The following is a 25,366-nucleotide window of genomic DNA, read 5'->3' as shown; positions in this document are numbered from 1 at the left end:
TGAGCAGTGGATTTAATTCTGACGGCCCTGATTGCCAGCACCCTGACCGGCGCCTTAACTGTTGTCGGTGCCTTTCCGATTCTGTTAGGTACTAAGCCCTCAGAGCGCTTTAACGATACCCTGCTTGGCTTCGCCGCCGGAGTGATGCTGGCCGCCTCGTTTTTCTCGCTGATTGTGCCCGCCCTGGCGATTGCCGGCGAAACCTATGGCGAGGGCCCTATCCCCGGCGCTATCGCCGTGATCGGGATCCTGCTTGGCGCTATCGCTATCTCAGCGCTTGACCGGCTTATCCCCCATAAGCATTTCGTTACCGGCCATGAAGGCCCGGACAGCGCCAAAATCGCCGGCGTCTGGTTGTTTGTATTCGCCATCGCCATTCATAACTTTCCTGAAGGCATGGCTGTGGGCGTTGCCTATGGCAGTGGCGAAACCGAAAGCGCATTCGCTCTGGCACTGGGTATCGGCCTGCAAAACCTGCCGGAAGGCTTGGCGGTGGCAGTTGGCCTGCTTAGCGTGGGTTACAGTAAATTAAAATCTTTTACCGTAGCGGCGTTAACCGGCCTATTTGAACCTGTCGGTGGCCTGTTTGGCGGTATCTTTGTCAATATATCGGCCTTACTGCTGCCATGGGGCCTGGTGTTTGCCGCCGGCGCCATGCTGTTTGTTATCAGTCACGAAATCATCCCCGAAACCCACCGCCGCGGCCACCATCAACGTGCCACCGCAGGCTTGATGATCGGGCTGGTATTAATGCTTTTCCTTGATGTGTGGTTAGTTGCATGAAACGAATTCTGTTATTAGGTTACGGCGATATCGCCCAGCGCGTAGCACGGCTTATGGTGCGCAGAAACTGGCAGGCGGTCGGAGCCTGTCGTCACCCTGACGATAAAGAAGTGGTAGAAGGTGTTGAACTGGTTACTGCCGATGCTACCAATGAGCAGGACCTGCGCGAATTACTCCGGGAACCCTTCGATGCGGTGCTGGTTACCATGACACCTGACGGCCGTGACAAAGAAGCCTACCATAAGGGCTACGTGATCCCCTGTCGCCATCTGCAGCAGGTATTAAAGGATGTGGCTGAGCCGCCGCGGGTGTTTTATGTGTCCAGCACCGGGGTGTATGGCCAGCGCGATGGCGAATGGGTGGACGAAAACAGCCCCACTGAGCCCGACCGCGATACCGGCAAGATGTTACTGCAGGCCGAGCAGGCGATTGCCGGTTGTAACGCGCCGACGACCATATTGCGTTGTACGGGCATTTACGGGCCGGGCCGGGATCGGCTGCGGGAGATGATCCGCAACCGTGACGCCACCATTACCCCAGCCTGGAGCAATCGCATCCACGCCGACGACGTCGCCGGTTTTATCGTTTATTTATTAACGCAGATGGATGAGCCGGATGCTCTGTATCTGGTGACCGATGACGAGCCAGCACAGATGGAAACTGTGTATAGCTATATTGCCCGTCAGGAAGGGATTGAACCGGCTGAATTGCCCCGCAGCGATGAAGTCGGGCCGCGCGGCAGCAAGCGTTGTAGTAACAAGCGGCTGCGCGCGACCGGTTATGAACTGATTTACCCGACCTTTCGATCAGGCTTTAAAGTCTAGCATCCGGTTCAGCGGCTTCAGGGCGCGCTTAGCCAGATCCGGATCCACGAATATTTCGTGTTTCGGGCCGCCGGTTTCCAGCGCCTCAGCAATCGCTGCCAGCCCGTTCATTGCCATCCAGGGGCAATGGGCGCAGCTACGACAGGTAGCGCCGCTACCGGCCGTTGGGGCCTCAATAAAGTGCTTGTGCGGTGACAGTTGCTGCATCTTGTAGAAAATACCGCGATCCGTTGCCACGATGAAGGTTTCATTGGGAAGTTCCTGGCTGGCTTTGATCAGCTGCGAGGTTGAACCCACCGCATCCGCCAGGTTCACTACCTGCTCCGGTGATTCCGGGTGCACCAGGATAGCCGCTTCGGGGTACACCGCTTTTAAATCTTCCAGCGCTTTAGTCTTGAATTCATCATGCACAATACAGGCACCCTGCCACATCACCATGTCGGCGCCGGTCTTCTTGGCAATATAATTACCCAGATGCTTATCTGGTCCCCAGACGATCTTCTCGCCTTTGGCATCCAGATAGTCCACCAGCTCCAGGGCAATACTCGAAGTGACCACCCAGTCAGCGCGCGCTTTAACAGCCGCTGAGGTGTTGGCATAAACCACCACAGTGCGATCCGGGTACTCGTCACAGAACGCCGAGAACTCTTCAATCGGGCAGCCGATATCCAGCGAGCAGGTGGCATCCAGGGTTGGCATCAGTACGCGCTTGTTGGGGGTCAGAATCTTCGCGGTCTCGCCCATGAATTTAACCCCGGCAACAATCAGCGTCTCGGCCGGATGTTCGGCGCCAAAGCGGGCCATTTCAAGCGAATCAGAAACTTTACCGCCGGTGGCTTCAGCCAGCGCCTGAATTTCCGGATCCGTATAGTAATGCGCCACCAGCACCGCGTTTTTCTCGCGCAACAAATCTTTGATGCGGGCAATATACTCAGCCTGTTGGGCTTCGGTCAGCGGCTTGGGTTTGGCTGGAAACGAATAATCGAGATTCTCAATCAGCCGGGTCTGGATTAATTCTGCTTGGTTCATGAATACCACGTCAATTCACGGAGATAGTCTGGGTATTATACAGGAAAATTCAGGAATGATAGAACTTAGCAGGGAAATCGTGGTGGGTCGTGCAGGATTCGAACCTGCGACCAATTGATTAAAAGTCAACTGCTCTACCAACTGAGCTAACGACCCACGAACAAAAAATGCGGTGACAGAAGATTGGTGGGTCGTGCAGGATTCGAACCTGCGACCAATTGATTAAAAGTCAACTGCTCTACCAACTGAGCTAACGACCCAATCTGTCTGCTGCAACAGTATCAGCTGCAACGGCGGCATAGTTTACTTAAATCACCACACGTTGCAACCGTAAATTACAGTAAACCGGTGCGTTTGCTCAATTAACGAACATATGCCCGGGCTTTTCTACAGCGATTCTACAACTCGTTCAGCCGCTTCTGGGCCAGAGTCGCTTCAGTGGAACCCGAGTACTCGTTAAGTACCTTCTGAAAATAGCTACGCGCTTGCTGCGGCTGGTCCTGTTGCTGAGCAATAATGCCCAGTTTCAGCAGACAGTCGCCACGCTTATTGCTGTCAGGAAAATTCTCGACCACGGTGTTGAATTCTTTCTTTGCCGCATCGTATTTGCCGTCAGCAAACAATAACTGACCTAACCAGTAGTGCGCATTGGCAGCATAGGTTGAGTCAGGAAAACGCTCCAGGAATTGCTGAAAAGCCGGAATAGCCGCATCATAACGCTTGTCTTCCAGCACCAGCTTAATAGCCCGGTCATAAGCATCGTTTTCACTGACATCCGTTGAATAACCCTGCGAGCCACTTGCCGACCCTTCAGTAGCCACAGTAGGCATTGTTGGTTGCGCAGCCAGACGGCGGTCTATTTCCTGATAGATTTCCCGCTGACGCAGCAGAATCTGCTCCAGCTGATGCGCGTGCTCTTCAGTACGCCCACGGAGTTCAGCGACTTCATTCTGTAGTGTGTTCATTTGATCCAGCAACGCCATCTGGGCACTGTTACGTGCATCCATCACGCGTTCAAGCTGACTCAAGCGCTCTTCCACAGAGCCACTGCCTAACTTGGAAACCGGCGCCTGTGCAAGCACGACGCCGGGAATCAGAAAGGCCAACACGACGATAAGTTTTTGCATTGGCTTTACCAGTTATTAAAAAAGCTTATTAGTAAACCAGCACCGCGCGACGGTTTTTCGCGTAAGCAGCTGGGGTAGATTGCTTCACCATTGGCTTCTCTTCACCGTAAGAAACGGTGTTAATCTGGCTGTTGGATACGCCCAGGTTCTGCAGGTACTGCGCAACCGCTTTAGCACGACGTTCGCCCAGGGCGATGTTGTACTCAGGCGTACCACGTTCATCAGCATGACCTTCGATGGTTACGTTAGTGCCCGGGTTTTTCACCAGAAAATCAGCGTGTGCTTCAAGTTGCTCAGCAAATTCAGGTAAAACCCGTGACTCATCAAAAGTAAAGTAGATAATATTTTGCTGACGCAGTTCAGCGAATTTCGCTTCACGAACTTCTTCAGGAGTTTTTGGGCGTTCAGCTGCACCAAGATCAACACCGCTATCTTGCTGTTGCTGTTGAGCCTGATCCTGAGTACGTTGCTGTTCTGCTGTACCATCGGCATCAGGGCTGGTCGTACAAGCCGCTAAGGTCAGCATCGGCACCGCAATGAACAGGCCTTTAAGTAGTTGAGTTGTATTCATGTTCACGTTCCTTAATTTTAAAAGTGAATGACTGATGGTGTTCTTTTTCTAACGTAAAAATGGTGACCAGGACGGTGACTTTACCTCGCCCTGCCGCGCCGGCAGACGTGCTTTAAACCGGCCGTCTATCGAGACCAGCGCCAGCACCTGCTGGTTATTATGAGTGGTACTGTAAATGACCATACTGCCATTTGGCGCCAGACTCGGCGACTCATCAAGTGCCGTCTGCGTCAGTACCTGCATAGCGCCGCTCGGATAATCCTGCTTCGCTATATGATAATTACCCTGGGTGCGATTTACCAATACAACCTGACGGCCATCGGGGGTATAGGTTCCACCCAGATTCTGTTCACCGTCAAAAGTCACCCGTCGCACCTGACCTGAACCTAAATTTACGCTATATAGCTGTGGTCTGCCACCCCTTTCTGAGGTAAAAATCAAGGTTTTACCGTCCGGTGACCAGCTTGGCTCAGTATCTATGGCGTGATGATCCGTAATGCGCCGCAGGCTCTTGCTGCCCACATCCATCACATACACCTCAGGGTTACCGTCTTTCGACAGCACCATCGCCATTTGTGTGCCGTCCGGTGACCACACCGGGCTGCTGTTAATCCCGCGAAACGACGTCAGCTTCTCGCGGCGGGTGGTATAGATATCCTGCGCGAAAATTTCCGGCGTCTTATTCTCAAAGCTCACATAAGCCAGCTTGTTGCCGTCCGGCGACCAGGATGGCGACATCAGCGGCTCAGGGCTGCGTAACAATACCTTCTCATTGTAGCCGTCATAATCGGCTACTACCAGCTGGTAGGGCTTGTCTTCGTCATAGTTCACCGTGACATAGGCGATGCGGGTCATAAAGGCACCCCGTTCGCCGGTCATCACTTCATAAAATACATCCGAAATACGATGCGCGTACTGGCGGAACTGGCTGCCTTCAATCACGCTGCTGCGGGCATCCAGAATATGATCCTGGGTCGTGACCAGTTCGCCGCCCCGCAGAATCTTGGTACCGCCGGTAATCTGGCCGCGCAATACATCAACGATCTCAAACGACACTGTGTAACGGTCCACGGCGTAAGGCTCGATGGTTCCCACGATAATCGCTTCGACCCCTAAACTGGCCCAGCGCGGAAAATCGATTTCGCTGGCAATCGCTGGCCGTTGTGGCATCGCGTTCACCGGAATCGGATTAAATTTGCCACTACGCATTAAGTCTGCGGCAATCACATCGGTCAAGCCTTCAGGAGCCGGCCCGGTACCCTTCCAGCGGAACGGCACCACGGCGATCGGCCGGGCACTGTCAATCCCTTCGGTAATGACAATTTCCAGGGCGGCGTGCGCCGGGCGTAGCAACAGAACACAAGCTACTGCTGCGGTAAGTGCTAGTGCGGTTAATTTTTTCATCATAGTCATCACAGTTCAGGTGCCACCGTTAATTTAATAGTACTCATTTCCTTATACACCTCAGGGTCCTGCGATACCGGCAAGGTTCCCGCTTTGAGAACCGCGGCCCGCGCTGACTGGCAAACGCGTTGGTCGCCAGTGCCGGTATCCACTGATTTTACAAAACCACTGGGTGATAAGCTGATAGTCAGTTCACACTGTTTACCGCGCATGGATTCATCGACAATCCAGTTGCGCTGGATGGTTTGTGAGATAAGGCTCTTATATTTCTGGATTTCGCCCATCATCTGCTGTTGTCGCGCGCGGCGACGTTCTGCCGCCTCGCGGGCCATTTCTTCCTGCATTTGCCGCTCACGCTCTGCCTTTCGTGCTGCTTCTTCCTGGCGCTGCTTGCGTTCGGCTTCCTGGCGCCGTGCTTCTTCTTCCGCTTTTTTGCGCTCAGCCTCGGCTTTACGGGCAGCTTCTTCTTCACGCTTGCGGCGTTCAGCGGCTGCCGCTGCTGCTTTTTCTTCCTGCTCACGCACTTTCTGGGCTTCAGCTTTTTCCTGAGCCAGTTGCTGGCGGTCGCGTTCCTGCTGGGCCGCTAGTTCACGCTGCCGCTGCTGCTCGGCTTCGCGCTGCTTACGTGCTTCTTCGGCCCGCCGCTCCAGTTCCGCAATGCGGCGCTGCTCGGCTTGCTCCCGCTCGCGCTGTTGTTGCTGAATACGATCAACCTGCTGTTGCACCTTGGCCTGGTCAACCGCAACGGCTTCAACGATTTCCTGCTCTTCCATGTCGACCGCGTCCAGATCCACCTGCATCACCGCATTGGGATCAGGGGCCGGCTTCTGAAAGTTCAGACCGCCCAGCAACAAGCCAACAATACCCAGGTGTAATACCACCGATAGTAACAGTGGTACGGTAAGTTCCTGTGGCCATGTCCAGTTCTTTATCTTCACCCGTTGCCTCTCTTACTGCGTTTCCATGCCGGAGGAGTCCGTCATTAAACCAACTGAGGGTACTCCGGCACGTTGCAACAGGACCATTAACTGCACAATCTGGTTGTACGAAACCGCCCCATCGCCGTTCACGACCACCTGGCGATCAGGATCCATTTCGCGGTGCGCGGCAACCAGCGTCGCCAGCTCCTCAGCGCTCATCGGCTCAGTCGGGTTGTCCGCTTCGTTCAGAAAATACTGGCCATCGCGGTTTACCGACGCCACCAGCGGCGGCTTGGTATCAGGATCCATCTGTTCAGCAGCCGCTTTCGGCAACTCAACTTTGACCCCCTGCGTAATCAAAGGTGCCGTGACCATAAAAATAATCAACAGCACCAGCATCACGTCGATATAAGGAACCACGTTAATGTCGGACACCGGCTTCCGCCGGCGACGCATTATCGTCATCATCATGCGGCGCCTTCCTTCGCCGGAGCACTGCTCTGGCGCTGCAGAATAGCTAACAATTCATCCATAAAGTTCTGATACTGGTTATCTATCTTCTCAACCCGGGTAATAAAGCGGTTGTAGGCCATCACCGCCGGAATTGCTGCAAACAGACCCATGGCAGTGGCAATCAGTGCCTCGGCGATACCCGGAGCCACCATAGCCAGCGTGGCCTGTTGCACCGAGCCCAGGCCGATAAAGGCATTCATGATACCCCACACGGTACCGAACAGGCCGATGTAGGGGCTGATCGAGCCGATGGTCGCCAGCAACGACAGGTTGTTTTCCAGCTTGTCGATTTGCCGTGAATGCACCACCCGCATGGCCCGGTAAGAGGCTTCCAGTACCTGTTGCTGATTCAGCGAGGTATTGCTGCGTAGCCGGGCAAATTCTTTAAAGCCGGCATAGAAGAGCTTCTCCATGCCTGAGGCGTTCTGCGCCCGCGCGCCAATTTCCTGGTACAACCGCGCCAGATCCACGCCCGACCAGAACCGATCTTCGAATTTCAGCGCCTGCACGCTGGCTTCCTGAATAATCTTCCGGCGCTGGAATATCATCATCCAGCCAAATACCGAAAACGCTAATAGCAGCAGCATCACCAGCTGGACCACCAGACTGGCTTCGAGAATTAACGCGGTAATCGACAGATCAGCTTGCACCTTTTAACACCTCAAAAATTTCCGCTGGCATAGCTACGGCGCGAACGCCACTGCCAGCTTGTCCTAAATTCACACAGGCCGCCTTGATCTGCGCCTGACATAACAACACACCCTGCTGATTGTGCACAGACTGCGTAAAAACTACCGAGGCTTTCCCCAGCCTTTCGACCACAACAGTCACAGCCAGTTCATCATTAAAACGGGCCGGACTGATTAAATCCATTTGTACCTGCCGCACCACGAACCCAATCCGGTGCGCCAGCCAGGTGTCCTGTTCAATCCCCAGCGAGCGTAACCATTCCGTACGGGCTCTTTCAAGGAATTTGAGATAATTCGCATAATAAACGATACCGCCGGCATCTGTATCTTCGTAATACACCCGTACCGGCCAGACAAATGTCTTATTGTCATCCATGTTCTGGTCCCTTTATTCGCTACTGGTTAAAATAACGCCAGATTTTTATTTATATATCAGATTTTACCAATTCTTTACTTAACGCTGTTTTTTAACGATTTTTTTGGTCTTACCATTTTGTCGCTGTATAATTTATAAACAGTGGTAACAACACGATATTAGTTAAACTAATGCGAAAAACAATTTTTCTCGGTTGAAAGCTGGTCCGACCGCCGTATAATACGCCCCATATCAGATACGAAGAGACCGGTTGTCACTTTTACTGTTATATGTAGTTCCCCTGGATTTAACTTCCTTGTTGTTCTGTTTGCCCGCACCTTGTGCGGGCTTTTTTTTGCCTGCTTGTCAGCCCGGCTGCAGACCAAAATGGGCATAGGCGTGCGGGGTGGCAATACGGCCACGCGGGGTACGTTGTAAAAAGCCCTGCTGAATTAAGTAGGGTTCCAGCACATCCTCAATGGTTTCTTTCTCTTCGCCAATCGCTGCCGCCAGATTATCCAGCCCCACCGGGCCACCAAGAAACTTCTCAATAATCGCCAGCAACAGTTTACGGTCCATATAATCAAAGCCAGCTTCGTCAACATCCACCATAGTCAGCGCCGCGGCCGCCACCGGCTGATCAATCTGGCCATTACCTTTTACTTCGGCAAAATCCCGCACCCGGCGCAATAACCGGTTGGCAATGCGTGGTGTGCCGCGCGAACGGCGGGCTATTTCGATAGCGCCCTGATGATCCAGTTGCAGGTTCAGATAGCTGGCGGAGCGGCGGATAATGGTGGTCAGCTCTTCGACATTATAAAATTCCAGCCGCTGCACAATACCGAAGCGGTCGCGCAGCGGTGAGGTTAAGGCGCCGGCACGGGTGGTCGCGCCAATTAAGGTAAAGGGCGGCAGATCCAGTTTAATCGAGCGTGCCGCGGGGCCTTCCCCAATCATGATATCCAGCTGATAATCTTCCATCGCCGGGTACAGGATCTCTTCGACTACCGGGCTCAGCCGGTGAATCTCATCAATGAAGAGCACATCATGTGCTTCAAGATTGGTTAAGAGTGCAGCAAGATCACCGGCTTTTTCCAGTACCGGACCTGAGGTTTGCCGGATATTTACATTCAGTTCATTGGCGACAATGTTGGCGAGGGTGGTTTTACCTAAACCGGGCGGGCCGAAAATCAGCAGATGGTCCAGAGCTTCCTTACGCTGCCGCGCGGCCTGGATAAAAATGCCCATCTGTTCGACCACGTGCTTCTGGCCGGTATAGTCGGCCAGCGTCTTCGGCCGGATCGCGCGATCAATGACTTCATCTTCGGGCTGTGCCTGGGGCTGATTAATGCGATCCGGTTCTATCATGGGCTCGGTTGCTCACCTTAAATACGTAGAGATTGATCTGCGCACTACATAGCGCGCAGCGCCAGCCTGATTAATTCTTCACTTGAAACGCTGTCCGGCTGGCCTTTACGGGCTGTATTCACAGCCTTTTCAGCTACAGCCGGCTTGTAGCCCAGCGCAATCAGCGCACTTAAGGCATCGTCGCGCGGCGAACTGCTGCGCACCGTCGGATCCAGATCACCGAAGTCAATTGGTGCGGCATCGGTAGCCGGGGTCGCAAAGCCCCAGTTACTCAGCCGGTCGCGCATTTCAACCACCAGGCGTTCTGCCGTTTTACGACCCACACCCGGTAATTTGACCAGACTGCTGACATCATCATGGGTAACGGCCTGCACAAACTGGTGGGCAGTCATGCCCGACATAATGGTCAGTGCCAGCTTCGGTCCCACACCCTGCGCCTTGATGAGCTGCCGGAACAGGCTGCGTTCCGCAAAGGTATTAAAACCATACAGCAGCTGGGCATCTTCACGTACCACAAAATGGGTGATCACCCGCACCGGCTCGCCAAGTTCAGGTAATTCATAGATACAGGTCATTGGCATCTGCACTTCATAGCCAACGCCGTGCACGTCAATGAGTATTTCCGGCGGCTGCTTAGCCACCAGGATGCCGCTTAGCTGTCCTATCACCCTCGTCCCCTTGGTTGTGCCTGCAAAGTCTGAGCCTGCAAAATCTTACTGGTTCTGGTGTGAGCATGACACAAGGCCACTGCCAGCGCATCGGCTGCATCCGCCTGAGGCCGGTGCTGCAACTTGAGCATGGACATCACCATGTGCTGCACCTGCACTTTATCCGCCCCGCCAGTACCCACCACCGCCTGTTTGACCAGCCGCGCGGCATATTCAGCCACCGGTAAGCCGGCGCGGGCGGCGGCTACGATAGCGGCGCCGCGGGCCTGACCCAGTTTCAGGGCTGAGTCCGGATTACGCGCCATAAAAACCTGTTCAATGGCAAATTCGTCAGGCTGAAACTGGGTAATAAGCTCACTGATACCATCATGAATCACCCGCAGCTTATCGGCAAGGCTCAGGGGCGCCTTCGCGGTGCCCTGGGCATTGATGCAGCCACTGCCCAGATAAATCAGCTGGTTGCCCTGCTGGCGGATAATACCGTAGCCGGTCAGCCTTGAGCCGGGATCCACTCCCAGTATTATCGCCATTCAGTAGGTTACCTTTAAGAGTCATCCTCAGCGGATTTAGCAATCACGGCCACGCCCAATTCTTCCAGCGCGCCGGCATTAGCAAAGCCCGGGGCGTCGGTGAGCATACAGGCAGCGGTAGTGGTTTTCGGAAACGCAATCACTTCACGGATCGAACTGGCGCCAACCATCAGCATGACCAGCCGGTCCAGGCCAAACGCCAGACCCGCATGCGGCGGCGTGCCATACTTCAGAGCTTCCAGCAAGAAGCCAAATTTCTCGTTCGCTTCGTCCGGGCCGATGCCAAGTATTTCAAATACCGTCTGCTGCATTTTGCTGTCGTGAATACGGACGGAACCGCCACCCACTTCGACACCATTCAGTACCATATCATAAGCGTTAGACAGGGTTTCAGTCGGATTCGCTTTCAGCTGCTCAGGAGTTACCCCAACTGGCGCGGTAAACGGATGATGCAGTGCCGCCAGCCCGTTGTCATCGCCCTCGAACATCGGGAAGTCGACGACCCATAGCGGCCGCCATGCATCTTCTACCAGGTCAAAATCCTGGCCAACTTTCAGCCGCAGCGCGCCTAAGGCTTCGGCAACCACCATGCCGTTATCGGCACCAAAGAAAATAATGTCGCCACTGGCCGCATCGGTGCGTTCCAGAATCCCCTGCAGCGCCGCATCAGGAATGAACTTCAGTACCGGTGACTGAATACCGTCACGGCCGGCCGCCAGGTCATTCACCTTCATCCAGGCCAGGCCTTTGGCACCGTAAATACCAACAAAGTTGGTGTATTCATCAATATTCTTGCGTGAAATCGCTTCGGCTTTGCCCGGTACCTTCAGCGCCGCGACCCGGCCCTTAGGATCATTCGCCGGTCCGGCGAATACTTTAAACTCAACGTCAGTGAGTAAGTCGGCAACATCGATCAGTTCCAGCGGGTTACGTAGATCCGGCTTATCGCTGCCAAAGCGGCGCATAGCTTCGTGCCAGCTCATCCGCGGAAATTCACCCAGGTTCACTTCCATCAGCTCAACAAATAGCTGTTGCACCATCTGTTCGGTGATGGCCATGACCTGATCAGCGGTCATAAAGGAGGTCTCGATATCGATCTGGGTAAATTCCGGCTGCCGGTCGGCCCGTAAGTCTTCGTCACGGAAACATTTAACGATCTGATAGTAACGGTCAAAGCCGGACATCATCAGCAACTGCTTAAACAGCTGCGGCGACTGGGGTAAGGCGAAGAACTTACCTTTGTAGGTACGGCTGGGCACCAGATAGTCACGCGCCCCTTCCGGCGTAGCGCGGGTCAGCATCGGCGTTTCGATATCCAGAAAACCGGCAGCGTCCATAAAACGGCGTACCGCGCTGGTCACTTTGGCGCGGAACTGCAGATTATGGTTCATGTTGGGGCGGCGCAGATCCAGATAGCGGAAGCGCAGCCGCTGCTCTTCACTTACATGCTGATTAAAATCGATCGGTAAGGCGGCGGAGCGGTTGAGGATCTCCAGCCCGTCGGCCATCACTTCGATGGCGCCGGTGGCCATGCCGGTATTCACCTGGCTGCCAGGGCGTGCCCGCACCACACCGGTCAGCTTGATACAGAACTCCTGGCGCAGCGAGTTGGCTTGCTCGAACAGTTCGCTCTGATCCGGATCAAAGACCACCTGCACCAGACCAGTGCGATCGCGCATATCAATAAAAATCAGGCCGCCCAGATCACGGCGTTTATTCACCCAACCACATAAGGTTACGGGCTGATCAACAAGACTGGTTTCGAGCTGTCCACAATAATGGCTACGCATGGGATTTTCCCTACCACAGAAATCGGTTTAACAAAGCCAAACATTATAACGGACTGGCCGCAATTGTCAGCTATTGCCGGGGGATACTTCCATGATTTCTCTCCAGCTGCCGGTACAGCCACCAGCCGCCGATGAATCCGATCACGCTGCCCAGGGTAATATCCACCAACCGCGCCATGATCAGTTCATCCGGCGGCAGCCGGGCGAAGGCCGCATCGGCCAGCAATACCGTCAGCGGCGTAATGAAAACCATGGCCAGGCCATAGTTGCGCATCACAATAGATTCGATAATAAACGTCAGGCCGGTAACCAGCAGCACCAGCATCCAGGGGTCGATATCCAGGTTCAGGATAAACCAGGCGAACACCATCCCCAGGGCCGTGCCCACAATGCGATGGATCTGGCGATGACGAACCTGGCGGATATTCACCCCCTGCATGATGGCCAGACAGGATATCGGCACCCAGTAAGGATTATTCAGGCCCATCAGCATGGCAATAAGGTACGAGCCGCCGACAAACACACCGATTATCGCGGATTCGGTACGCAGGTACTCGCGGTTACGCTTCGGTGGCGCCGGCTGTTTCGGCTTATTCAGCCCTTCAGTGCGCACCGGCACCAACAGACTATAGATAAACGCCAGTAAGCAGGAAATCATACCGCCCAGGGCCAGCCAGCCGATCTGGCTGGGTATCATCAGCAAATCAAACGGCAGGGTACTGGCCAGCGCCGCGATCATAATAAAAAAGAAGCGCCCCGGTGGCGGCACCTGATAGCGCCGGCACAGATTATTGGCAACCATAGCGATCACCCCCACCGCCAGCGCCGATGACCACATATAGAGACTGGCCAGGCTGGCCAGGGTAAAACTCACCAGAAAGCCGAACAGGCAGACAATCAGCGTCACCATGCGCCGGGCGGTGCGGGCCTGGGGTGGCAGGTACATAATTACCAACCCGCCAATACTGCTAAGCACCGCCAGCCGTAATTGTCCGCTCAGCGCGCCCAGCGCCACCGGAATACCCGCGGCGAAGCAGGTCACCAGCGGGAAATGCCAGGGCCGATCCGACGGCTGCAATGACAGCAGGGTTTTAATATCTTCGTAAACCCGGCGTATCAGACCCGGCGCTTCGGCTTCATCGGACATTATTATTCCTCTTCGAGTTCGGCTAAACTATACACCCACAACTTATAGACGACTTAAACCACTATGATCAAACGCGATTCTCTGTTTGCTGAGCCACTGACCCAGGTCAGCGACTTTGTCTTTGATGAAAAGGTAGTGGAAGTTTTTCCCGATATGATCAATCGCTCGGTACCAGGCTACCAGAGCATATTACATGGTATCGGCCAGCTTGCCGCCCGTTTTGCCCAGCCTCACAGCAATCTGTATGACCTGGGCTGTTCACTGGGCGCCGCGACTCTGGCCATGCGCCAGAACGTTGCGCACATCGATGACGTCAAACTCATTGGCATTGATAATTCACCGGCCATGGTCGAGCGTTGTAAGCTGCACCTGCAGGGCTATCGCAGCGCAGTGCCGGCAGACATCCGCTGCGAAGACATCCGCGATACCCGCATTGAAGAGGCATCGGTGGTGGTGATGAATTTCACCCTGCAGTTTGTGCCGCCAGCGCAGCGTGATGCGCTGCTGGCCGCGATTTTTGCCGGCCTCAGGCCCGGTGGCGTGCTGTTACTGTCGGAGAAATTCAAAAGCCCGGATCCGGCCATGGACGAGGTGTTAATCGATCTGCACCATCAGTTTAAACGTGCCAACGGCTACAGCGAGCTGGAGATCAGCCAGAAACGCGCCGCCATCGAGAATGTGATGCAGCCCGACACCCTGAGCACCCATCAGCAGCGCCTGCAACGCCTTGGCTTCCATCAGCCCCAGGTCTGGTTCCAGTGTTATAACTTCGCTGCTATGCTGGCGGTTAAACCCTAAGGAAATCATTTGCCATGGATTTATTCAAAGATGACCTGATTGCCCTCGCCCGCTCACCGGTTTCCCCCTGGCTGGGCAGCCTCGCCGGTCAGCTGGATCAGTGGCAGCGCGACCAGCAGCACGGCGAACTGCATAAATGGTTGCGCTCGGTGGCGCAGCTGCCGCAGCTCGCTGCCGATCAGGTCGGTCTTGGCGATACGATATCGGTACAGTCAGAACAACGCGTCAGCGACGGCCAGCTCAATCGTATTCGCGGCCTGCTGCAGCAGCTCACGCCCTGGCGCAAGGGCCCCTTTAACCTGCATGGCGTGCACATTGATACCGAGTGGCGTTCTGATTTTAAATGGCAGCGCGTGGCCCCGCATCTGGGTGATCTGAGCGGCCAGCAGGTGCTGGATATCGGCTGCGGCAGCGGTTACCACCTGTGGCGCATGCTGGAAGCTGGTGCCGACCAGGCCTGGGGCATTGATCCCGGCCAGCTGTTTATGGCGCAGTTTTTAGCGGTGCGGCATTTTATGCCTGACGAACTCAAGGCCCGGGCGCACCTGTTCCCGGTTGGTGTCGACGACCTGCCCGAACTCAAGGCCTTTGATACGGTGTTCAGCATGGGCGTGCTCTATCACCGCCGCTCCCCCATAGATTTTCTGACCCAGCTGCGCGCCCAGCTCAAGCCCGGTGGCCAGTTGGTGCTCGAAACCCTGGTTATCGAAGGCGATGCACAACAGGTGCTGGTACCCGGCCAGACCTATGCCAAAATGCGGAACGTCTGGTTTATTCCCAGCACCGCCGCCTTGCTGCACTGGCTGGACCGTTGTGGCTTCAGCAGCGCCGTGGTGGTGGATGAGTCAGTGACGGATCTCAGTGAGCAGCGCGCCACCGACTGGATGACCGGCCAGTCACTGGTGGATTTTCTCGACCCCGATGATCGCAGTAAAACCATCGAAGGGTACCCGGCGCCGCTACGCGCCGTTATCATTGCGAAAGGATGAGCCCGATGAGCGCGATTTACCGTCAGAAAACGACCCTCGAACAGTGGCGCATTCTGCAGGCCGTGGTCGACCATGGCGGCTACGCCCATGCTGCCGAAGCACTAAATAAAAGCCAGTCGTCACTGAACCACGCTGTCGCCAAGTTGCAGGATCAGCTCGGCGTTGAGATGCTGACGGTCATTGGCCGCAAAGCCCATTTAACACCCATCGGTGAAGTCATGCTGCGCCGCTCGCGGCAGCTGACCACCCTGGTCACCGAACTCGAACAACTGGCGGATAACCTCAACAAAGGCTGGGAGCCACAGATCCGGCTGGCTCTGGAGATGTCCTTTGACCGGCAGCAAATCGTGCCGGCGCTGACCGAATTTCAGCTGCATAGCCGTGGCAGCCGCCTGATTATCGAAGACACCGTACTCACAGGTTCGGTCGAGCATATCCTTGAGCAGACCGCGGATATAGTCATCACCCATCAGCTGCCGAAAGGCGTGGTCGGTGAGCCCATTGCCAATTACCGCTTTGACCTGGTGGTCAGCGCTGACCATCCACTGGCCCGTGAAGCCCAGCCCGTCAGCCCGGACATCCTCAGCCAGCACCTGCAAATAGTTATTCGCGATACCGCGCGCAAACCAGTGGAAGCAGAAGGCTGGCTGAAAGCCGAGCAGCGCTGGACAGTAACCAACTTCGCCGAAGCCCTGCGCCTGGTACAGGCCGGTATCGGTTTTTGCTGGTTACCCGCATTTGCCACCCAGTCAGCGCCCGGTATCCAGCGGGTCGAGGTCAGCGGCAGTTCGCATCGCGCCGGCGCCCTCTATTTAGTGCTGCCCAAAAACGAAACAACCGGGCCTTGTGCCCGGTTGTTATACGATTTACTGCGTCAGCATCTGACCATTACAGAAACTACTGCGACAGATCCTTCAACCACGCTTTAAGCGGCTCCGCCAGTTGCGGATGCCGTAACGCGTGCTCAATAAACGCCTGGGTGTAGCCCAGCTTATTGCCGCAGTCGTGGCTGCGCCCTTTCATATAGTAAGCATTCACCTGTTGTTCCTTGAGTAGCATCGCCATGGCGTCGGTCAGCTGAATTTCGTTGCCCGCCCCCACCGGCGTCTGCTCCAGCATCGCCCACAGGCTGGCCGGGAATACATAACGTCCTACTACCGCCAAATCCGAAGGCGCTGAATCAACGGACGGCTTTTCAACCAGCTGGCTGATCGCAGTCTGCTCACCGGGTTTGAGTTCCACCCCGTCAAGATCGGCAATACCATACTGATTCACCAGCTCATGGGGGACCTTCTCCACCATCACCTGAGCGGCACCGGTTTCATTAAAGTTGCGCACCATCTCGGCCAGGTTATCGCGGCGCAGGTCACAGCTGACCGAATCCACCAGCACATCCGGCAACACCACCGCAAACGGCTGATCACCAATCAGCGGCCGCGCACAGAGTACCGCATGGCCCAGACCTTTGGGCACGCCCTGGCGCACTGACATAATAGTCACGCCGGCCGGACACAAGCCCTGCACTTCCGTCAGCAGCTGTTGCTTACTGCGGTGTTCCAGGGTGGCTTCCAGCTCAAAGTTGGTATCAAAATGATCTTCGATAGCACCTTTACTGGAATGGTTAACCAGAATAATGTCTGTCAGGCCTGCCGCAGCGCACTCTTCCACAATAAACTGGATCAGCGGCCGGTCGACCAGTGGCAGCATTTCTTTCGGTATCGCTTTGGTACCAGGCAGCATGCGGGTCCCAAGACCCGCAACCGGTATCACAACTTTCGTAACCATCAACAACAATCCTTATTTTTTAGCTTTATCACCGATACCTTCATGTTCGGCAACGGCTTCGAGTTCCTGCTCAATACCTTCCACAGTGGTTTCAGGTTGGGTACGCTCAGCGCCGTGCATCCAGCGCACCAGCATGCCGGATATCAGCCACAGCACGATAGCAAAAACCAGCAGCCCAACGCCTACCCCACCAAATACCACCAGCAGGCCGGAGTATTCAGCCTCCAGCCCGATAGCGCCGGCAATATTCTGCGAGAAGGTAAAGGTTTCAGCGTTCTCTGAGAATGCACCCACCATACCAGCGAGCTTGCTGGCAATAGCCGGCATCAGGAACCACACACCCATCACCAGTGATGCCAGGCGCAGCGGTGCCAGCTTGGTCATCAGCGACAGACCAACCGGTGAGATACAGAGTTCGCCCAGCGTATGGAACAGATAGGCCAGTACCAGCCAGATCATATTGGCTTTACCCGTGGCCTGAATTTCATACAAACCGAAGATCAGGAACAGGAAACCAATCGCGGTCAGTACCAGACCGGCGAAGATCTTGATTGGCGCATCCGGGCTACTGTCGCGCTTATGCAGCGTCACCCAGAGTACCGAGAAAATCGGCGCGAAGATCAGGATAAACAGCGGATTCAGTGACTGAAAGTAACCCGCCGGAATAATCGAATCGCCAAACGTACGATCAGTGTACTGGTCAGCGAAGATATTCATCAGACCACCGGCCTGCTCAAAGGCCAGCCAGAATACGGTGACGAATACGAACAGGAACAGAATAACCCGCAGGCGATCAAATTCGATTTTGGTCAGTGGCTTTTTCACGCCACCTGAGGCCAGCCGGTCACGCTTGGCGCCCGGTACTTTGCCGATATCGCCCAGAAAGCGCTGGAAGAACAGGCCCTGGGTAATAACCGCAAGCGTCATACCAATACCAGCAGCGAAGTAACCCCAGCGCCAGCCGTAGTCAGGGCTCTCACCCAGGGTTGAGGTGATCAGCGGGGCAATGAAGGCACCCAGGTTGATACCCATGTAGAAAATTGAAAACGCACTATCGCGGCGGGCGTCGCCCTGTGGATAGAGATCGCCGACAATGGTGGAAATATTCGGCTTGAACATACCGTTACCGGCAATCAGCAAACCCAGACCAACATAGAACAGGTCGATGCTGTGTGGCGTGGCGGCAAACAGCACGAACTGGCCGGCTGCCATTAAGATACCACCAAGCAGAATAGATAACCGCTGACCGAGGAAGTTGTCAGCTAACCAGCCACCAATCAGCGGCGTGAAATAAACCAGTGCCGTGTAGGTACCGTAGAGTGAGAGGGCATCGCCCTGGCTCATACCAAAACCCGGGTTTGCTTCTTCAGTAGCGGCAACCAGAGTCAGAACCAACAGGGCTCGCATGCCGTAGTAGGAAAAACGCTCCCACATTTCCGACGTAAATAACACATACAGACCTTTCGGGTGGCCCCAAAGGGTCGAATTGGATGGCGCCTGGCTCATACAATTTCCTCGTTGAATACTAGTTATAGTTATTATCAGTAAAGATAGTGAAATGGATTTATAACGCATGAGCCGCTGCAGGCGCAAGGCTCATGCGTTATTTAGATTAAACTCTGCGTTAAAACTGGTCGTAAAAATCTTCGTCCAGCTCTTCTTCCGCTTCCGTTGGTGGCGGATTACCGTCAAATACCTTATCGCGCCAGCGCTGGTAATAGGCTTCCCGCACAAAGGCATATGGATCCAGTGAGTTTTCCAGCAGTTCTTCCTGCTCCTGCAACTGCAGGCGGGTATCCAGGGCTTTTATGACAAAGCGGGCCACCGACACCGGGGTGCTCAGATCATCGAGCGGAAAATACAGGCCGTCGACCACGTCGCCGCCCCGGTCAGTGGGCACTGTGGGCCCGAGGGCAGGCAGCATCAGATAAGGACCATCGCCGACCCCCCAGAATGCCAGAGTCTCGCCGAAGCCTTCATCGCGACGGCTCAGCCCCATTGGCGAGGCCACGTCGAACACGCCAAAAATCCCGATAGTGCTGTTAATGGCGAAGCGCCAGAAACTAACGCCAGCATCGGTTACCTTGCCCTGCAACACGTTGTTGACCAGTGACGATGGCTCACTGAGGTTCTCGGCAGCGTTGAGCAGCCCGGTACGCACCGGCTGTGGCAATTTGCCGTAGGTACGCGCAGCAGGCCATAAAATGGCATCGTCTAACTCCCGGTTCAGATCCCAGAAGTCACGGTTCGTATCCTCAAACGGGTCCCGCGGATCCGCATACATATCTTCATCAGGCGAGGCCGCGCAAGCAGTCAGCACCAGAGACACGAAAACAACACCTATCATTCGCAGTTGCACAATAACCTCCTGTTATAATTCTAGCTTCAGGTCTTTAATCACCAGTTTGACCTGCTCGGTACCGGGCTCGACCACAACCGGCTCTGCGTCCAGATCGCCGGGCGCCTGATCAATCCGCTCATCATCAGAAATCCGTGCCATCACCTGCCATTGCTGCAATCCGCTCAGCCGGTAATCATCTAGCATAGCATCGGCATCTGACAGGGTTACCAGTACCGGAAACTCGCCAACCGGCTGCCGCACCACGGCCGCTGGTATGGGCGCGCCATCCGGATCCCGCACATACACAAAGAGCGTGCCATCAGGCGGCACCTGAGTGATCACCGACGGATGCACATCCACCAGCACCTCAAGGGTCATCTGCGCCCCGGCCAGCTGCTGCTCCGCGTCAGCCAGTGCCTGCTGTATCGCCTGATAACGCGGATCGGCTTCAGGTAGCTGCTGCAGCAATAAATTCCAAGCGCTTACCGCCTGCTCAAAATCACCGCGCTGATATGCGACCACCCCTAACAGCGATAACGCGTCCGCATTTTGCGGATCATCTGACAGCACCTGCGACAACAGGCGTGCGGCTTTGCCGAGGTATTGCTCATCGCCGGTACTGACCAACAGCTGGGCATAACTTAACTGGGTACTGGTGCGCTCCGGATCCAGCTGATAGGATTTTTCAAAGGCGTCAATCGCCTGCTCCATCTGCCCCAGTGCCAGCATCACCCGGCCATAAACCAGCCAGGCCACCGCATCATCCGGCGCCCGTAATAACTTTTGCCGTAAGCCCAGCGCAAAGGTTTCCAGCTCTTCCGGCGTGGTCTGGGCGGTATCATCGGATATCACCTTGCGGCCCAGCTCGGGCAATGCCTGCAAAGCTTCGTCGGCCTGCCGCTGTAAGCCCCAGCTACCGAATGCCATGTAACCGGCTATACCCAACACCATCACGATAACCGCCGGCAACCAGATGTCACTGCGGATACGCTCGTCATGGACCTGTTCAAGCTCAGCATTTTCATGCACAAAGCGCTTATCCAGCTCGCGCCGGCTGCGCTGCGCTGCATCTTCGCTGAGCAGCCCTTCGGCCACTTCCTGATCCAATTCCTGGATACGTTGCTCGTATAGTTCCCGGTTCACATCCAGCCGGGTGCGTTGCCGTTCGTGCTGCCGCCGGCCAGTGACCATCAGGAACACCCCGCCGGCAAGTACCACAACAGCTATCATTAGCAGGTTCATCCACATAGGCGGTTAGTCCTGTTCCTTATCGGTGCGGCGCAACCGCGCCAGTTGCTGCTCTTCTTCAACAGTAAGCTCGTCGGGTTCCACCCGGGCCCGCGCCCGGATGAATACCACCAGCAGACCTATCAGAATAATGCCAACGGGGCCCCACCATAAAATACTGGTGCTGATCTGCCAGGGCGGCTGATAGTGGACGAAATCGCCATAGCGCGCCACCATATAATTAATCACTTCCTGCTTGCTGGCTCCGTTCTGCAACATAATATAGGTACGATCGCGCAGGTCTTTGGCCAGCGGTGCATCAGATTCAGCGATACTCTGATTCTGGCATTTGGGGCAGCGTAATTCGTCAATCAGTTCGTGGAACAAGGCCTCTTTGCGCGGATCGTCAAATGCATAGGTTTCCAGGCTGGCGGCCGTTGCCACCGACCAGCCGCTCGCCGCCAATGACAGGGTGAATACCAGTACCAGCAGATTCAGCGTAGTGGTTCTCATGGTCTGGCTCCTTCAGCTGTCTCAGCAGCTCCGTCATATTCTGCCATCAGCGCATCGTAAAGTGGCTTCAGGGTATTCGCCCATACCCGTTCATTCACATCACCCACATGGCGATACTGAATATAGCCATCGGCATCAATAACGAAGGTTTCCGGCGCCCCGTAAACACCTAAATCAAGAGCCACCAGCCCACGCTCGTCAAACAAGTTGAGCTGGTAAGGGTCACCCAGGGTATTCAGCCAGTTCACCGCCTTGGCCCGCGAATCATCTTTGTAATTGAGCCCGACAATATATACGCCTTCCGCCGACAGCTGATTAAGATAATCATGCTCAGCACGGCAGGTCGGGCACCAGGTGGCCCATACATTCAGCAGCATTGGCCGGCCCTGCAGCACCTCTTCAGTATAGACAGTCTCAGGGTTGTAGATATCGGGTAGCTCAAACTGCGGCACCGGCTTACCCACCAGCGCCGAACTCAGTTCCGTCGGATCCGAGAACAAACCGCGCAGCAAAAAACCGACCAGCAACAGGAACACCAGTAGTGGCAGTGCTAACACCACCCAGCGTAACGACTTAGTTCCGGCCATTACAATCCTCCTGCCAGCTTGGGCGCTTTGCGGCGTGATGCCCGGTAGCGTTTATCCGTCATCGCCAACGCGCCACCCAGGGCCATCAGCAAGGCACCCAGCCAGATCCAGCGCACAAAAGGCTTCACATAAATACGTACCGCCCAGGCTTCGCTGTTATCGTCCAGCGGCTCACCCAGGGCCACATAAAGGTCACGGGTAAAGCCGGCATCCAGCCCCACTTCGGTCATGCTGGTGCGCTGCACCGTATAAAAACGTTTTTCGGTAACCAGCTCAGTCACCAGTCGGCCGTCGCGGCTCACGGTAAACTCCGCGTGATCGGCAATATAATTCGGGCCTCTGACCTGGCTCAGCGAATCAAAATGAAAGTCGTATCCCTGCACCTGGGCGGTTTCACCCGGCGCCAGCCGCAAATCACGCTCAATTTCATACTGGCTGACGGCGGCGATACCAATCAGGGTCACGGCAAAGCCCAGATGGCCCAGCACCATGCCCCAGTGGCTGCGTCCCAGCTTCACCAGGCCGTTAATACCCTGCCCGCGCTGCTGCACCCGCAGCCGCAGTTCATTAACCAGTGACAGCACAATCCAGAAGCTCAGCACCAGCCCCAGCACCGTCATGGCGTGGATCTGATCCGCCAGGATGGCCGGCAGTGCCCATGCCAGTAACAGCGCCAGAACCAACGTCAGCAATAACGAGCCAGCCAGCGGTTTAAGTTCCTGCCGGCGCCAGCGGAACAGCGGCCCCAGCCCCATCAGCAGCACAAAGGGCACAATCAGCCAGGTAAACATCTGATTAAAGAAAGGCACACCAATTGAGATGGAACCCATGCCCAGTTCTTTGTGTACCAGCGGTAACAGCGTACCCAGCAGCACCACCAGCGTAGCCGCCATTAATAGAATATTATTGCCCAGCAACATGACTTCACGGGAGGCCGTCTGATAGCGGGTATAGCTGCTGACCGCGCCAGCGCGCAGCATAAATAGCAGCAGCGAGCCACCGATCACCACCGCCAACAGGCCAAGAATAAAGAGTCCGCGGGCCGGGTCTGTGGCAAAGGCATGCACCGATACAATGACCCCGGAGCGCACCAGGAAGGTACCCAGCAAGCTCAGGCTAAAGGCCAGAATCGCCAGAAATACCGTCCAGGCCTTAAAGGTGCCGCGCTTTTCCGTCACCGCCAGTGAGTGAATTAACGCGGTACCCACTAACCAGGGCATAAAGCTGGCATTCTCAACCGGATCCCAGAACCACCAGCCGCCCCAGCCAAGTTCATAATAGGCCCACCAACTGCCCAACGCGATACCCAGCGTCAGGAACGACCAGGCAGCCGTGGCCCAGGGGCGTGACCAGCGAGCCCAGGAGGCATCCAGCCGCCCTGCCATCAGCGCTGCGATCGCAAAAGCAAAAGCGACCGAGAAACCCACGTACCCCATATACAGCAGCGGCGGGTGAATAATCATGCCCGGATCCTGCAGTAACGGGTTGAGATCGCGGCCATCGACCGGAATCAGCGGCAGCGCCCGATCAAAGGGATTAGAAACCGACAGCATAAACAGATAGAAGCCGATGCTGATGAGTCCCAGGATGGCGAGTACCCGCGCCATCATAGTCACCGGCATGCGCCGCGAGAACAGCGCCACGGCGGCAATCCAGCCAGCCTGCATCAGCATCCACAGCAAGAAGGACCCTTCATGTGAGCCCCACACCGCGGTAATCCGGTAAATCAGCGGCAGCTGGGTATTGGAATTCGCCGCCACGTAGGCAAGGGTAAAGTCGTTCTGAATGAAGGCCCAGGTCAGGGCGATATAGGACAGCAGGGTAAAGAAGAACTGCCCGTAAGCCAGCGGCCGTGCCAGCATCATGGCACCAACGTGACCGCGCTGCGCGCCCCACAGCGGATACACCGCCAGCAGGGCGGAAAAGGCCAGCGCCAGCGCCAGCGTGATTTGTCCGAATTCAGCTGTCATTGTTTGTCACCATCGCCGGCGGGTTCAGAATAGGCATCCGGGGCATTCGGGTTCACGTGCTTGATGCCCTTCATCGCTTCCGCCAGTTCCGGCGGCATATATTCTTCGTCATGTTTCGCCAGCACTTCTGTTGCCTGCAGCACATCGGGTTCAATCAGTATGCCCTGGGCGACAATGCCCTGCCCCTCACGGAACAGATCAGGCAGAATGCCGGTGTACAGAACCGTCATTTCCGGCCCGGTGTCGGTTACCCGAAAGTGCACCTGCAAGGTTTGCGGATCGCGCCGCACGGAATCTTCCACCACCATGCCGCCAACCCGGATCCGCTGGCCAACCTGCGGCCGCGTCAGATCTTTGCCTTTGCCGGCCAACACTTCGCTGGGCGTATAAAAGAGGTCAATGTTCTGATTCAGGGCATAAAGAATCAAACTTACAGCCACCGCCACACCGGCGATGAGTGAAATCACCCAGGTCAGACGTTTTTTACGGCGAGGGATCATCAGCGACTACGCTCCTGCTGTTTACGACGGGCCAGCCGTTGCTGGCGTTGTTGTTGCTGCTTGCTCTGCTGCTGCAAACTGCGACGGGTCAGTATGCCATGTACCATAAGGGCCGCCAGCGCCGCCAGCGAAATGCCAAACGACAACCAGACATAAAAGCCATACCCGCCCATACTAATTACTTCAGTCCAGCTTGAAAAGGCCATTAGTTTAACTCCTGCTGCGCCCAGTCGCGGTGCAATTCCTGCCGCAGAATCTCATTGCGCAGCCGCTGGCAGATAAAGGCAGCGGTCATCAGCGCAAAACCCAGCAGACAAATCAGCAAAGGAATCAACATGCTGGTGGCCATCGACGGCTTTTCAAATTTGGTAATAGTGGCGCCCTGATGCAAGGTATTCCACCAGTACACCGAGTAATGAATAATAGGCACGTTCACCACCCCCACCAGCGCCAGAATGCCGGCGGCTTTCGCACCGGTGCGGCTATCGCTGAAAGCATGGTAAAGCGCAATCACACCCAGATATAAAAACAGCAGGATCAGTTGCGACGTCAGCCGCGCGTCCCACTCCCACCAGGTGCCCCACATGGGTTTGCCCCACACCGCCCCGGTAAATAAGGCGATGAAGGTCAGTACCGCACCCACCGGCGCGATGGCGGCGATGGCCCACTCGGCGGTGCGGATCTGCCATACCAGCGCTATCAGCGCGGCAATAGCCATGGCGGTATAAGTGCCCATGGAGAAAATCGCCGCCGGCACATGGATATAAATAATCCGGTAGCTGTCGCCCTGCTGGTAATCCGGCGGCGCATAAAACAGGCCCCAGATCAGGCCCACCATCATCGTCAGCACCGCGCTGCCGGTTAGCCACGGCAGCCAGCGGCCTAACAGCCGGTAGCTCGCTTCGCCTTTTGCATAAGGATGTAACCATCGCCACATA

28 protein-coding genes and 2 tRNA genes are annotated in these 25,366 nt (G+C 55.6%); 5 read left to right on the top strand and 25 right to left on the bottom strand.

Annotation, left to right across the window (positions count from 1 at the left end; all coding sequences use genetic code 11):
• Positions 1–6 precede the first annotated feature (6 nt).
• Entirely contained in the window at positions 7–783 is a 777-nt protein-coding gene (locus IDSA_RS01515) for a ZIP family metal transporter (protein WP_084694004.1), read from the top strand.
• Positions 780–1,607 (top strand): SDR family oxidoreductase, encoded by an 828-nt coding sequence (locus tag IDSA_RS01510; protein ID WP_034773752.1) that lies wholly within the window; start codon positions 780–782, stop codon positions 1,605–1,607. The genes IDSA_RS01515 and IDSA_RS01510 overlap by 4 nt, the downstream gene beginning before the upstream one ends.
• Here IDSA_RS01510 and nadA read toward each other — a convergent pair.
• The 15 genes from nadA to IDSA_RS01435 all read right to left on the bottom strand — a co-directional run bounded on the left by nadA (position 1,590) and on the right by IDSA_RS01435 (position 13,718).
• The gene (gene nadA / locus IDSA_RS01505) at positions 1,590–2,636 is read right to left on the bottom strand and encodes a quinolinate synthase NadA (RefSeq protein ID WP_051985995.1); all 1,047 of its coding nucleotides are present in this window, start codon (positions 2,634–2,636) and stop codon (positions 1,590–1,592) included. The two genes, IDSA_RS01510 and nadA, sit on opposite strands and share 18 nt — an antisense overlap.
• A gap of 80 nt (positions 2,637–2,716) precedes the next feature.
• Positions 2,717–2,792, bottom strand: a tRNA-Lys gene (locus IDSA_RS01500).
• 28 nt (positions 2,793–2,820) lie between these two features.
• Positions 2,821–2,896, bottom strand: a tRNA-Lys gene (locus IDSA_RS01495).
• Positions 2,897–3,034: 138 nt separating this feature from the next.
• Entirely contained in the window at positions 3,035–3,763 is a 729-nt protein-coding gene (gene ybgF / locus IDSA_RS01490) for a tol-pal system protein YbgF (RefSeq protein ID WP_034773751.1), read from the bottom strand.
• 28 nt (positions 3,764–3,791) lie between these two features.
• Positions 3,792–4,334, bottom strand: coding sequence for a peptidoglycan-associated lipoprotein Pal (gene pal, locus IDSA_RS01485; RefSeq protein WP_034773750.1), 543 nt, complete (start codon positions 4,332–4,334; stop codon positions 3,792–3,794).
• A gap of 48 nt (positions 4,335–4,382) precedes the next feature.
• The gene (gene tolB, locus IDSA_RS01480; RefSeq protein ID WP_415752590.1) at positions 4,383–5,741 is read right to left on the bottom strand and encodes a Tol-Pal system beta propeller repeat protein TolB; all 1,359 of its coding nucleotides are present in this window, start codon (positions 5,739–5,741) and stop codon (positions 4,383–4,385) included.
• Positions 5,742–5,746: 5 nt separating this feature from the next.
• Positions 5,747–6,676, bottom strand: a complete 930-nt coding sequence (gene tolA / locus IDSA_RS01475; RefSeq protein WP_232221247.1) for a cell envelope integrity protein TolA — start codon at positions 6,674–6,676, stop codon at positions 5,747–5,749.
• Between the two features lie 12 nt (positions 6,677–6,688).
• Positions 6,689–7,126 (bottom strand): protein TolR, encoded by a 438-nt coding sequence (gene tolR / locus IDSA_RS01470; RefSeq protein WP_034774915.1) that lies wholly within the window; start codon positions 7,124–7,126, stop codon positions 6,689–6,691.
• Positions 7,126–7,821 carry a protein TolQ gene (gene tolQ, locus IDSA_RS01465; protein WP_034773749.1) on the bottom strand — a complete coding sequence of 232 codons (696 nt, stop codon included), beginning with the start codon at positions 7,819–7,821 and terminating at the stop codon, positions 7,126–7,128. The genes tolR and tolQ overlap by 1 nt, the downstream gene beginning before the upstream one ends.
• On the bottom strand, positions 7,811–8,236 hold the full coding sequence (gene ybgC, locus IDSA_RS01460) for a tol-pal system-associated acyl-CoA thioesterase (RefSeq protein WP_034773748.1): 426 nt from the start codon (positions 8,234–8,236) through the stop codon (positions 7,811–7,813). Before ybgC ends, tolQ begins: the two co-directional genes overlap by 11 nt.
• Before the next feature lie 345 nt (positions 8,237–8,581).
• A complete protein-coding gene (ruvB, locus tag IDSA_RS01455) occupies positions 8,582–9,583 on the bottom strand; it encodes a Holliday junction branch migration DNA helicase RuvB (protein ID WP_034773747.1) in 1,002 nt (333 codons plus the stop codon).
• 44 nt (positions 9,584–9,627) lie between these two features.
• Positions 9,628–10,251: a Holliday junction branch migration protein RuvA gene (ruvA, locus tag IDSA_RS01450; protein ID WP_034773746.1), complete on the bottom strand. Its 624-nt coding sequence runs from the start codon at positions 10,249–10,251 to the stop codon at positions 9,628–9,630.
• Positions 10,248–10,781: a crossover junction endodeoxyribonuclease RuvC gene (gene ruvC / locus IDSA_RS01445; RefSeq protein WP_034773745.1), complete on the bottom strand. Its 534-nt coding sequence runs from the start codon at positions 10,779–10,781 to the stop codon at positions 10,248–10,250. The genes ruvA and ruvC overlap by 4 nt, the downstream gene beginning before the upstream one ends.
• A gap of 14 nt (positions 10,782–10,795) precedes the next feature.
• Positions 10,796–12,571 (bottom strand): aspartate--tRNA ligase, encoded by a 1,776-nt coding sequence (aspS, locus tag IDSA_RS01440; RefSeq protein WP_034773744.1) that lies wholly within the window; start codon positions 12,569–12,571, stop codon positions 10,796–10,798.
• A 70-nt stretch (positions 12,572–12,641) separates the two neighbouring features.
• On the bottom strand, positions 12,642–13,718 hold the full coding sequence (locus tag IDSA_RS01435; RefSeq protein WP_034773743.1) for an FUSC family protein: 1,077 nt from the start codon (positions 13,716–13,718) through the stop codon (positions 12,642–12,644).
• Between the two features lie 63 nt (positions 13,719–13,781).
• On the opposite strand from IDSA_RS01435, the gene cmoA reads away from it, so the two are divergent.
• Genes cmoA through IDSA_RS01420 form a run of 3 tightly spaced genes read left to right on the top strand, consistent with a single transcriptional unit; the run spans position 13,782 to position 16,434 of the window.
• Positions 13,782–14,516, top strand: a complete 735-nt coding sequence (gene cmoA / locus IDSA_RS01430; protein ID WP_034773742.1) for a carboxy-S-adenosyl-L-methionine synthase CmoA — start codon at positions 13,782–13,784, stop codon at positions 14,514–14,516.
• A 14-nt stretch (positions 14,517–14,530) separates the two neighbouring features.
• Positions 14,531–15,505 carry a tRNA 5-methoxyuridine(34)/uridine 5-oxyacetic acid(34) synthase CmoB gene (cmoB, locus tag IDSA_RS01425; protein ID WP_034773741.1) on the top strand — a complete coding sequence of 325 codons (975 nt, stop codon included), beginning with the start codon at positions 14,531–14,533 and terminating at the stop codon, positions 15,503–15,505.
• 5 nt (positions 15,506–15,510) lie between these two features.
• Positions 15,511–16,434, top strand: coding sequence for a LysR family transcriptional regulator (locus tag IDSA_RS01420; RefSeq protein WP_051985994.1), 924 nt, complete (start codon positions 15,511–15,513; stop codon positions 16,432–16,434).
• On the opposite strand, the gene galU is transcribed toward IDSA_RS01420, so the two are convergent.
• The 10 genes from galU to IDSA_RS01370 all read right to left on the bottom strand — a co-directional run bounded on the left by galU (position 16,403) and on the right by IDSA_RS01370 (position 25,365).
• The gene (gene galU / locus IDSA_RS01415) at positions 16,403–17,290 is read right to left on the bottom strand and encodes a UTP--glucose-1-phosphate uridylyltransferase GalU (protein WP_034773740.1); all 888 of its coding nucleotides are present in this window, start codon (positions 17,288–17,290) and stop codon (positions 16,403–16,405) included. The genes IDSA_RS01420 and galU overlap by 32 nt on opposite strands.
• Before the next feature lie 12 nt (positions 17,291–17,302).
• Positions 17,303–18,796 (bottom strand): peptide MFS transporter, encoded by a 1,494-nt coding sequence (locus IDSA_RS01410; RefSeq protein WP_034773739.1) that lies wholly within the window; start codon positions 18,794–18,796, stop codon positions 17,303–17,305.
• 118 nt (positions 18,797–18,914) lie between these two features.
• Complete coding sequence (locus IDSA_RS01405) at positions 18,915–19,649, bottom strand: MlaA family lipoprotein (RefSeq protein WP_232221246.1); 735 nt, start codon at positions 19,647–19,649, stop codon at positions 18,915–18,917.
• 12 nt (positions 19,650–19,661) lie between these two features.
• A complete protein-coding gene (gene ccmI, locus IDSA_RS01400) occupies positions 19,662–20,879 on the bottom strand; it encodes a c-type cytochrome biogenesis protein CcmI (protein ID WP_034773738.1) in 1,218 nt (405 codons plus the stop codon).
• A gap of 6 nt (positions 20,880–20,885) precedes the next feature.
• Positions 20,886–21,371: a cytochrome c-type biogenesis protein gene (locus tag IDSA_RS01395; protein WP_034773737.1), complete on the bottom strand. Its 486-nt coding sequence runs from the start codon at positions 21,369–21,371 to the stop codon at positions 20,886–20,888.
• Positions 21,368–21,958 (bottom strand): DsbE family thiol:disulfide interchange protein, encoded by a 591-nt coding sequence (locus IDSA_RS01390; RefSeq protein ID WP_051985993.1) that lies wholly within the window; start codon positions 21,956–21,958, stop codon positions 21,368–21,370. The genes IDSA_RS01395 and IDSA_RS01390 overlap by 4 nt, the downstream gene beginning before the upstream one ends.
• Complete coding sequence (locus IDSA_RS01385) at positions 21,958–23,928, bottom strand: heme lyase CcmF/NrfE family subunit (RefSeq protein ID WP_034773736.1); 1,971 nt, start codon at positions 23,926–23,928, stop codon at positions 21,958–21,960. The genes IDSA_RS01390 and IDSA_RS01385 overlap by 1 nt, the downstream gene beginning before the upstream one ends.
• On the bottom strand, positions 23,925–24,428 hold the full coding sequence (gene ccmE, locus IDSA_RS01380) for a cytochrome c maturation protein CcmE (protein ID WP_034773735.1): 504 nt from the start codon (positions 24,426–24,428) through the stop codon (positions 23,925–23,927). The genes IDSA_RS01385 and ccmE overlap by 4 nt, the downstream gene beginning before the upstream one ends.
• Positions 24,428–24,634 (bottom strand): heme exporter protein CcmD, encoded by a 207-nt coding sequence (ccmD, locus tag IDSA_RS01375; protein WP_034773734.1) that lies wholly within the window; start codon positions 24,632–24,634, stop codon positions 24,428–24,430. The genes ccmE and ccmD overlap by 1 nt, the downstream gene beginning before the upstream one ends.
• A complete protein-coding gene (locus tag IDSA_RS01370; RefSeq protein WP_034773733.1) occupies positions 24,634–25,365 on the bottom strand; it encodes a heme ABC transporter permease in 732 nt (243 codons plus the stop codon). The genes ccmD and IDSA_RS01370 overlap by 1 nt, the downstream gene beginning before the upstream one ends.
• Position 25,366: the final 1 nt, after the last annotated feature.

Source organism: Pseudidiomarina salinarum (assembly GCF_000753715.1).
GTDB lineage: Bacteria > Pseudomonadota > Gammaproteobacteria > Enterobacterales > Alteromonadaceae > Pseudidiomarina > Pseudidiomarina salinarum.
The sequence above is the reverse complement of the archived record's forward strand: the minus strand, read 5'-3'. Positions and strand labels throughout refer to the sequence as shown.

Bases quoted from the DNA above. Each gene is read 5' to 3' on its own strand.
- tolB (WP_415752590.1), bottom strand. From the start codon at position 5,741: ATGATGAAAAAATTAACCGCACTAGCACTTACCGCAGCAGTAGCTTGT.
- galU (WP_034773740.1), bottom strand. From the start codon at position 17,290: ATGGTTACGAAAGTTGTGATACCGGTTGCGGGTCTTGGGACCCGCATG.
- IDSA_RS01435 (WP_034773743.1), bottom strand. From the start codon at position 13,718: ATGTCCGATGAAGCCGAAGCGCCGGGTCTGATACGCCGGGTTTACGAA.
- ruvB (WP_034773747.1), bottom strand. From the start codon at position 9,583: ATGATAGAACCGGATCGCATTAATCAGCCCCAGGCACAGCCCGAAGAT.
- ybgF (WP_034773751.1), bottom strand. From the start codon at position 3,763: ATGCAAAAACTTATCGTCGTGTTGGCCTTTCTGATTCCCGGCGTCGTG.
- IDSA_RS01385 (WP_034773736.1), bottom strand. From the start codon at position 23,928: ATGACAGCTGAATTCGGACAAATCACGCTGGCGCTGGCGCTGGCCTTT.
- ybgC (WP_034773748.1), bottom strand. From the start codon at position 8,236: ATGGATGACAATAAGACATTTGTCTGGCCGGTACGGGTGTATTACGAA.
- cmoA (WP_034773742.1), top strand. From the start codon at position 13,782: ATGATCAAACGCGATTCTCTGTTTGCTGAGCCACTGACCCAGGTCAGC.
- pal (WP_034773750.1), bottom strand. From the start codon at position 4,334: ATGAATACAACTCAACTACTTAAAGGCCTGTTCATTGCGGTGCCGATG.
- IDSA_RS01510 (WP_034773752.1), top strand. From the start codon at position 780: ATGAAACGAATTCTGTTATTAGGTTACGGCGATATCGCCCAGCGCGTA.
- ccmD (WP_034773734.1), bottom strand. From the start codon at position 24,634: ATGGCCTTTTCAAGCTGGACTGAAGTAATTAGTATGGGCGGGTATGGC.
- IDSA_RS01420 (WP_051985994.1), top strand. From the start codon at position 15,511: ATGAGCGCGATTTACCGTCAGAAAACGACCCTCGAACAGTGGCGCATT.
- IDSA_RS01410 (WP_034773739.1), bottom strand. From the start codon at position 18,796: ATGAGCCAGGCGCCATCCAATTCGACCCTTTGGGGCCACCCGAAAGGT.
- ccmI (WP_034773738.1), bottom strand. From the start codon at position 20,879: ATGTGGATGAACCTGCTAATGATAGCTGTTGTGGTACTTGCCGGCGGG.
- IDSA_RS01395 (WP_034773737.1), bottom strand. From the start codon at position 21,371: ATGAGAACCACTACGCTGAATCTGCTGGTACTGGTATTCACCCTGTCA.
- tolR (WP_034774915.1), bottom strand. From the start codon at position 7,126: ATGATGACGATAATGCGTCGCCGGCGGAAGCCGGTGTCCGACATTAAC.
- IDSA_RS01370 (WP_034773733.1), bottom strand. From the start codon at position 25,365: ATGTGGCGATGGTTACATCCTTATGCAAAAGGCGAAGCGAGCTACCGG.
- cmoB (WP_034773741.1), top strand. From the start codon at position 14,531: ATGGATTTATTCAAAGATGACCTGATTGCCCTCGCCCGCTCACCGGTT.
- ccmE (WP_034773735.1), bottom strand. From the start codon at position 24,428: ATGATCCCTCGCCGTAAAAAACGTCTGACCTGGGTGATTTCACTCATC.
- IDSA_RS01390 (WP_051985993.1), bottom strand. From the start codon at position 21,958: ATGGCCGGAACTAAGTCGTTACGCTGGGTGGTGTTAGCACTGCCACTA.
- ruvC (WP_034773745.1), bottom strand. From the start codon at position 10,781: ATGGCGATAATACTGGGAGTGGATCCCGGCTCAAGGCTGACCGGCTAC.
- nadA (WP_051985995.1), bottom strand. From the start codon at position 2,636: ATGAACCAAGCAGAATTAATCCAGACCCGGCTGATTGAGAATCTCGAT.
- aspS (WP_034773744.1), bottom strand. From the start codon at position 12,571: ATGCGTAGCCATTATTGTGGACAGCTCGAAACCAGTCTTGTTGATCAG.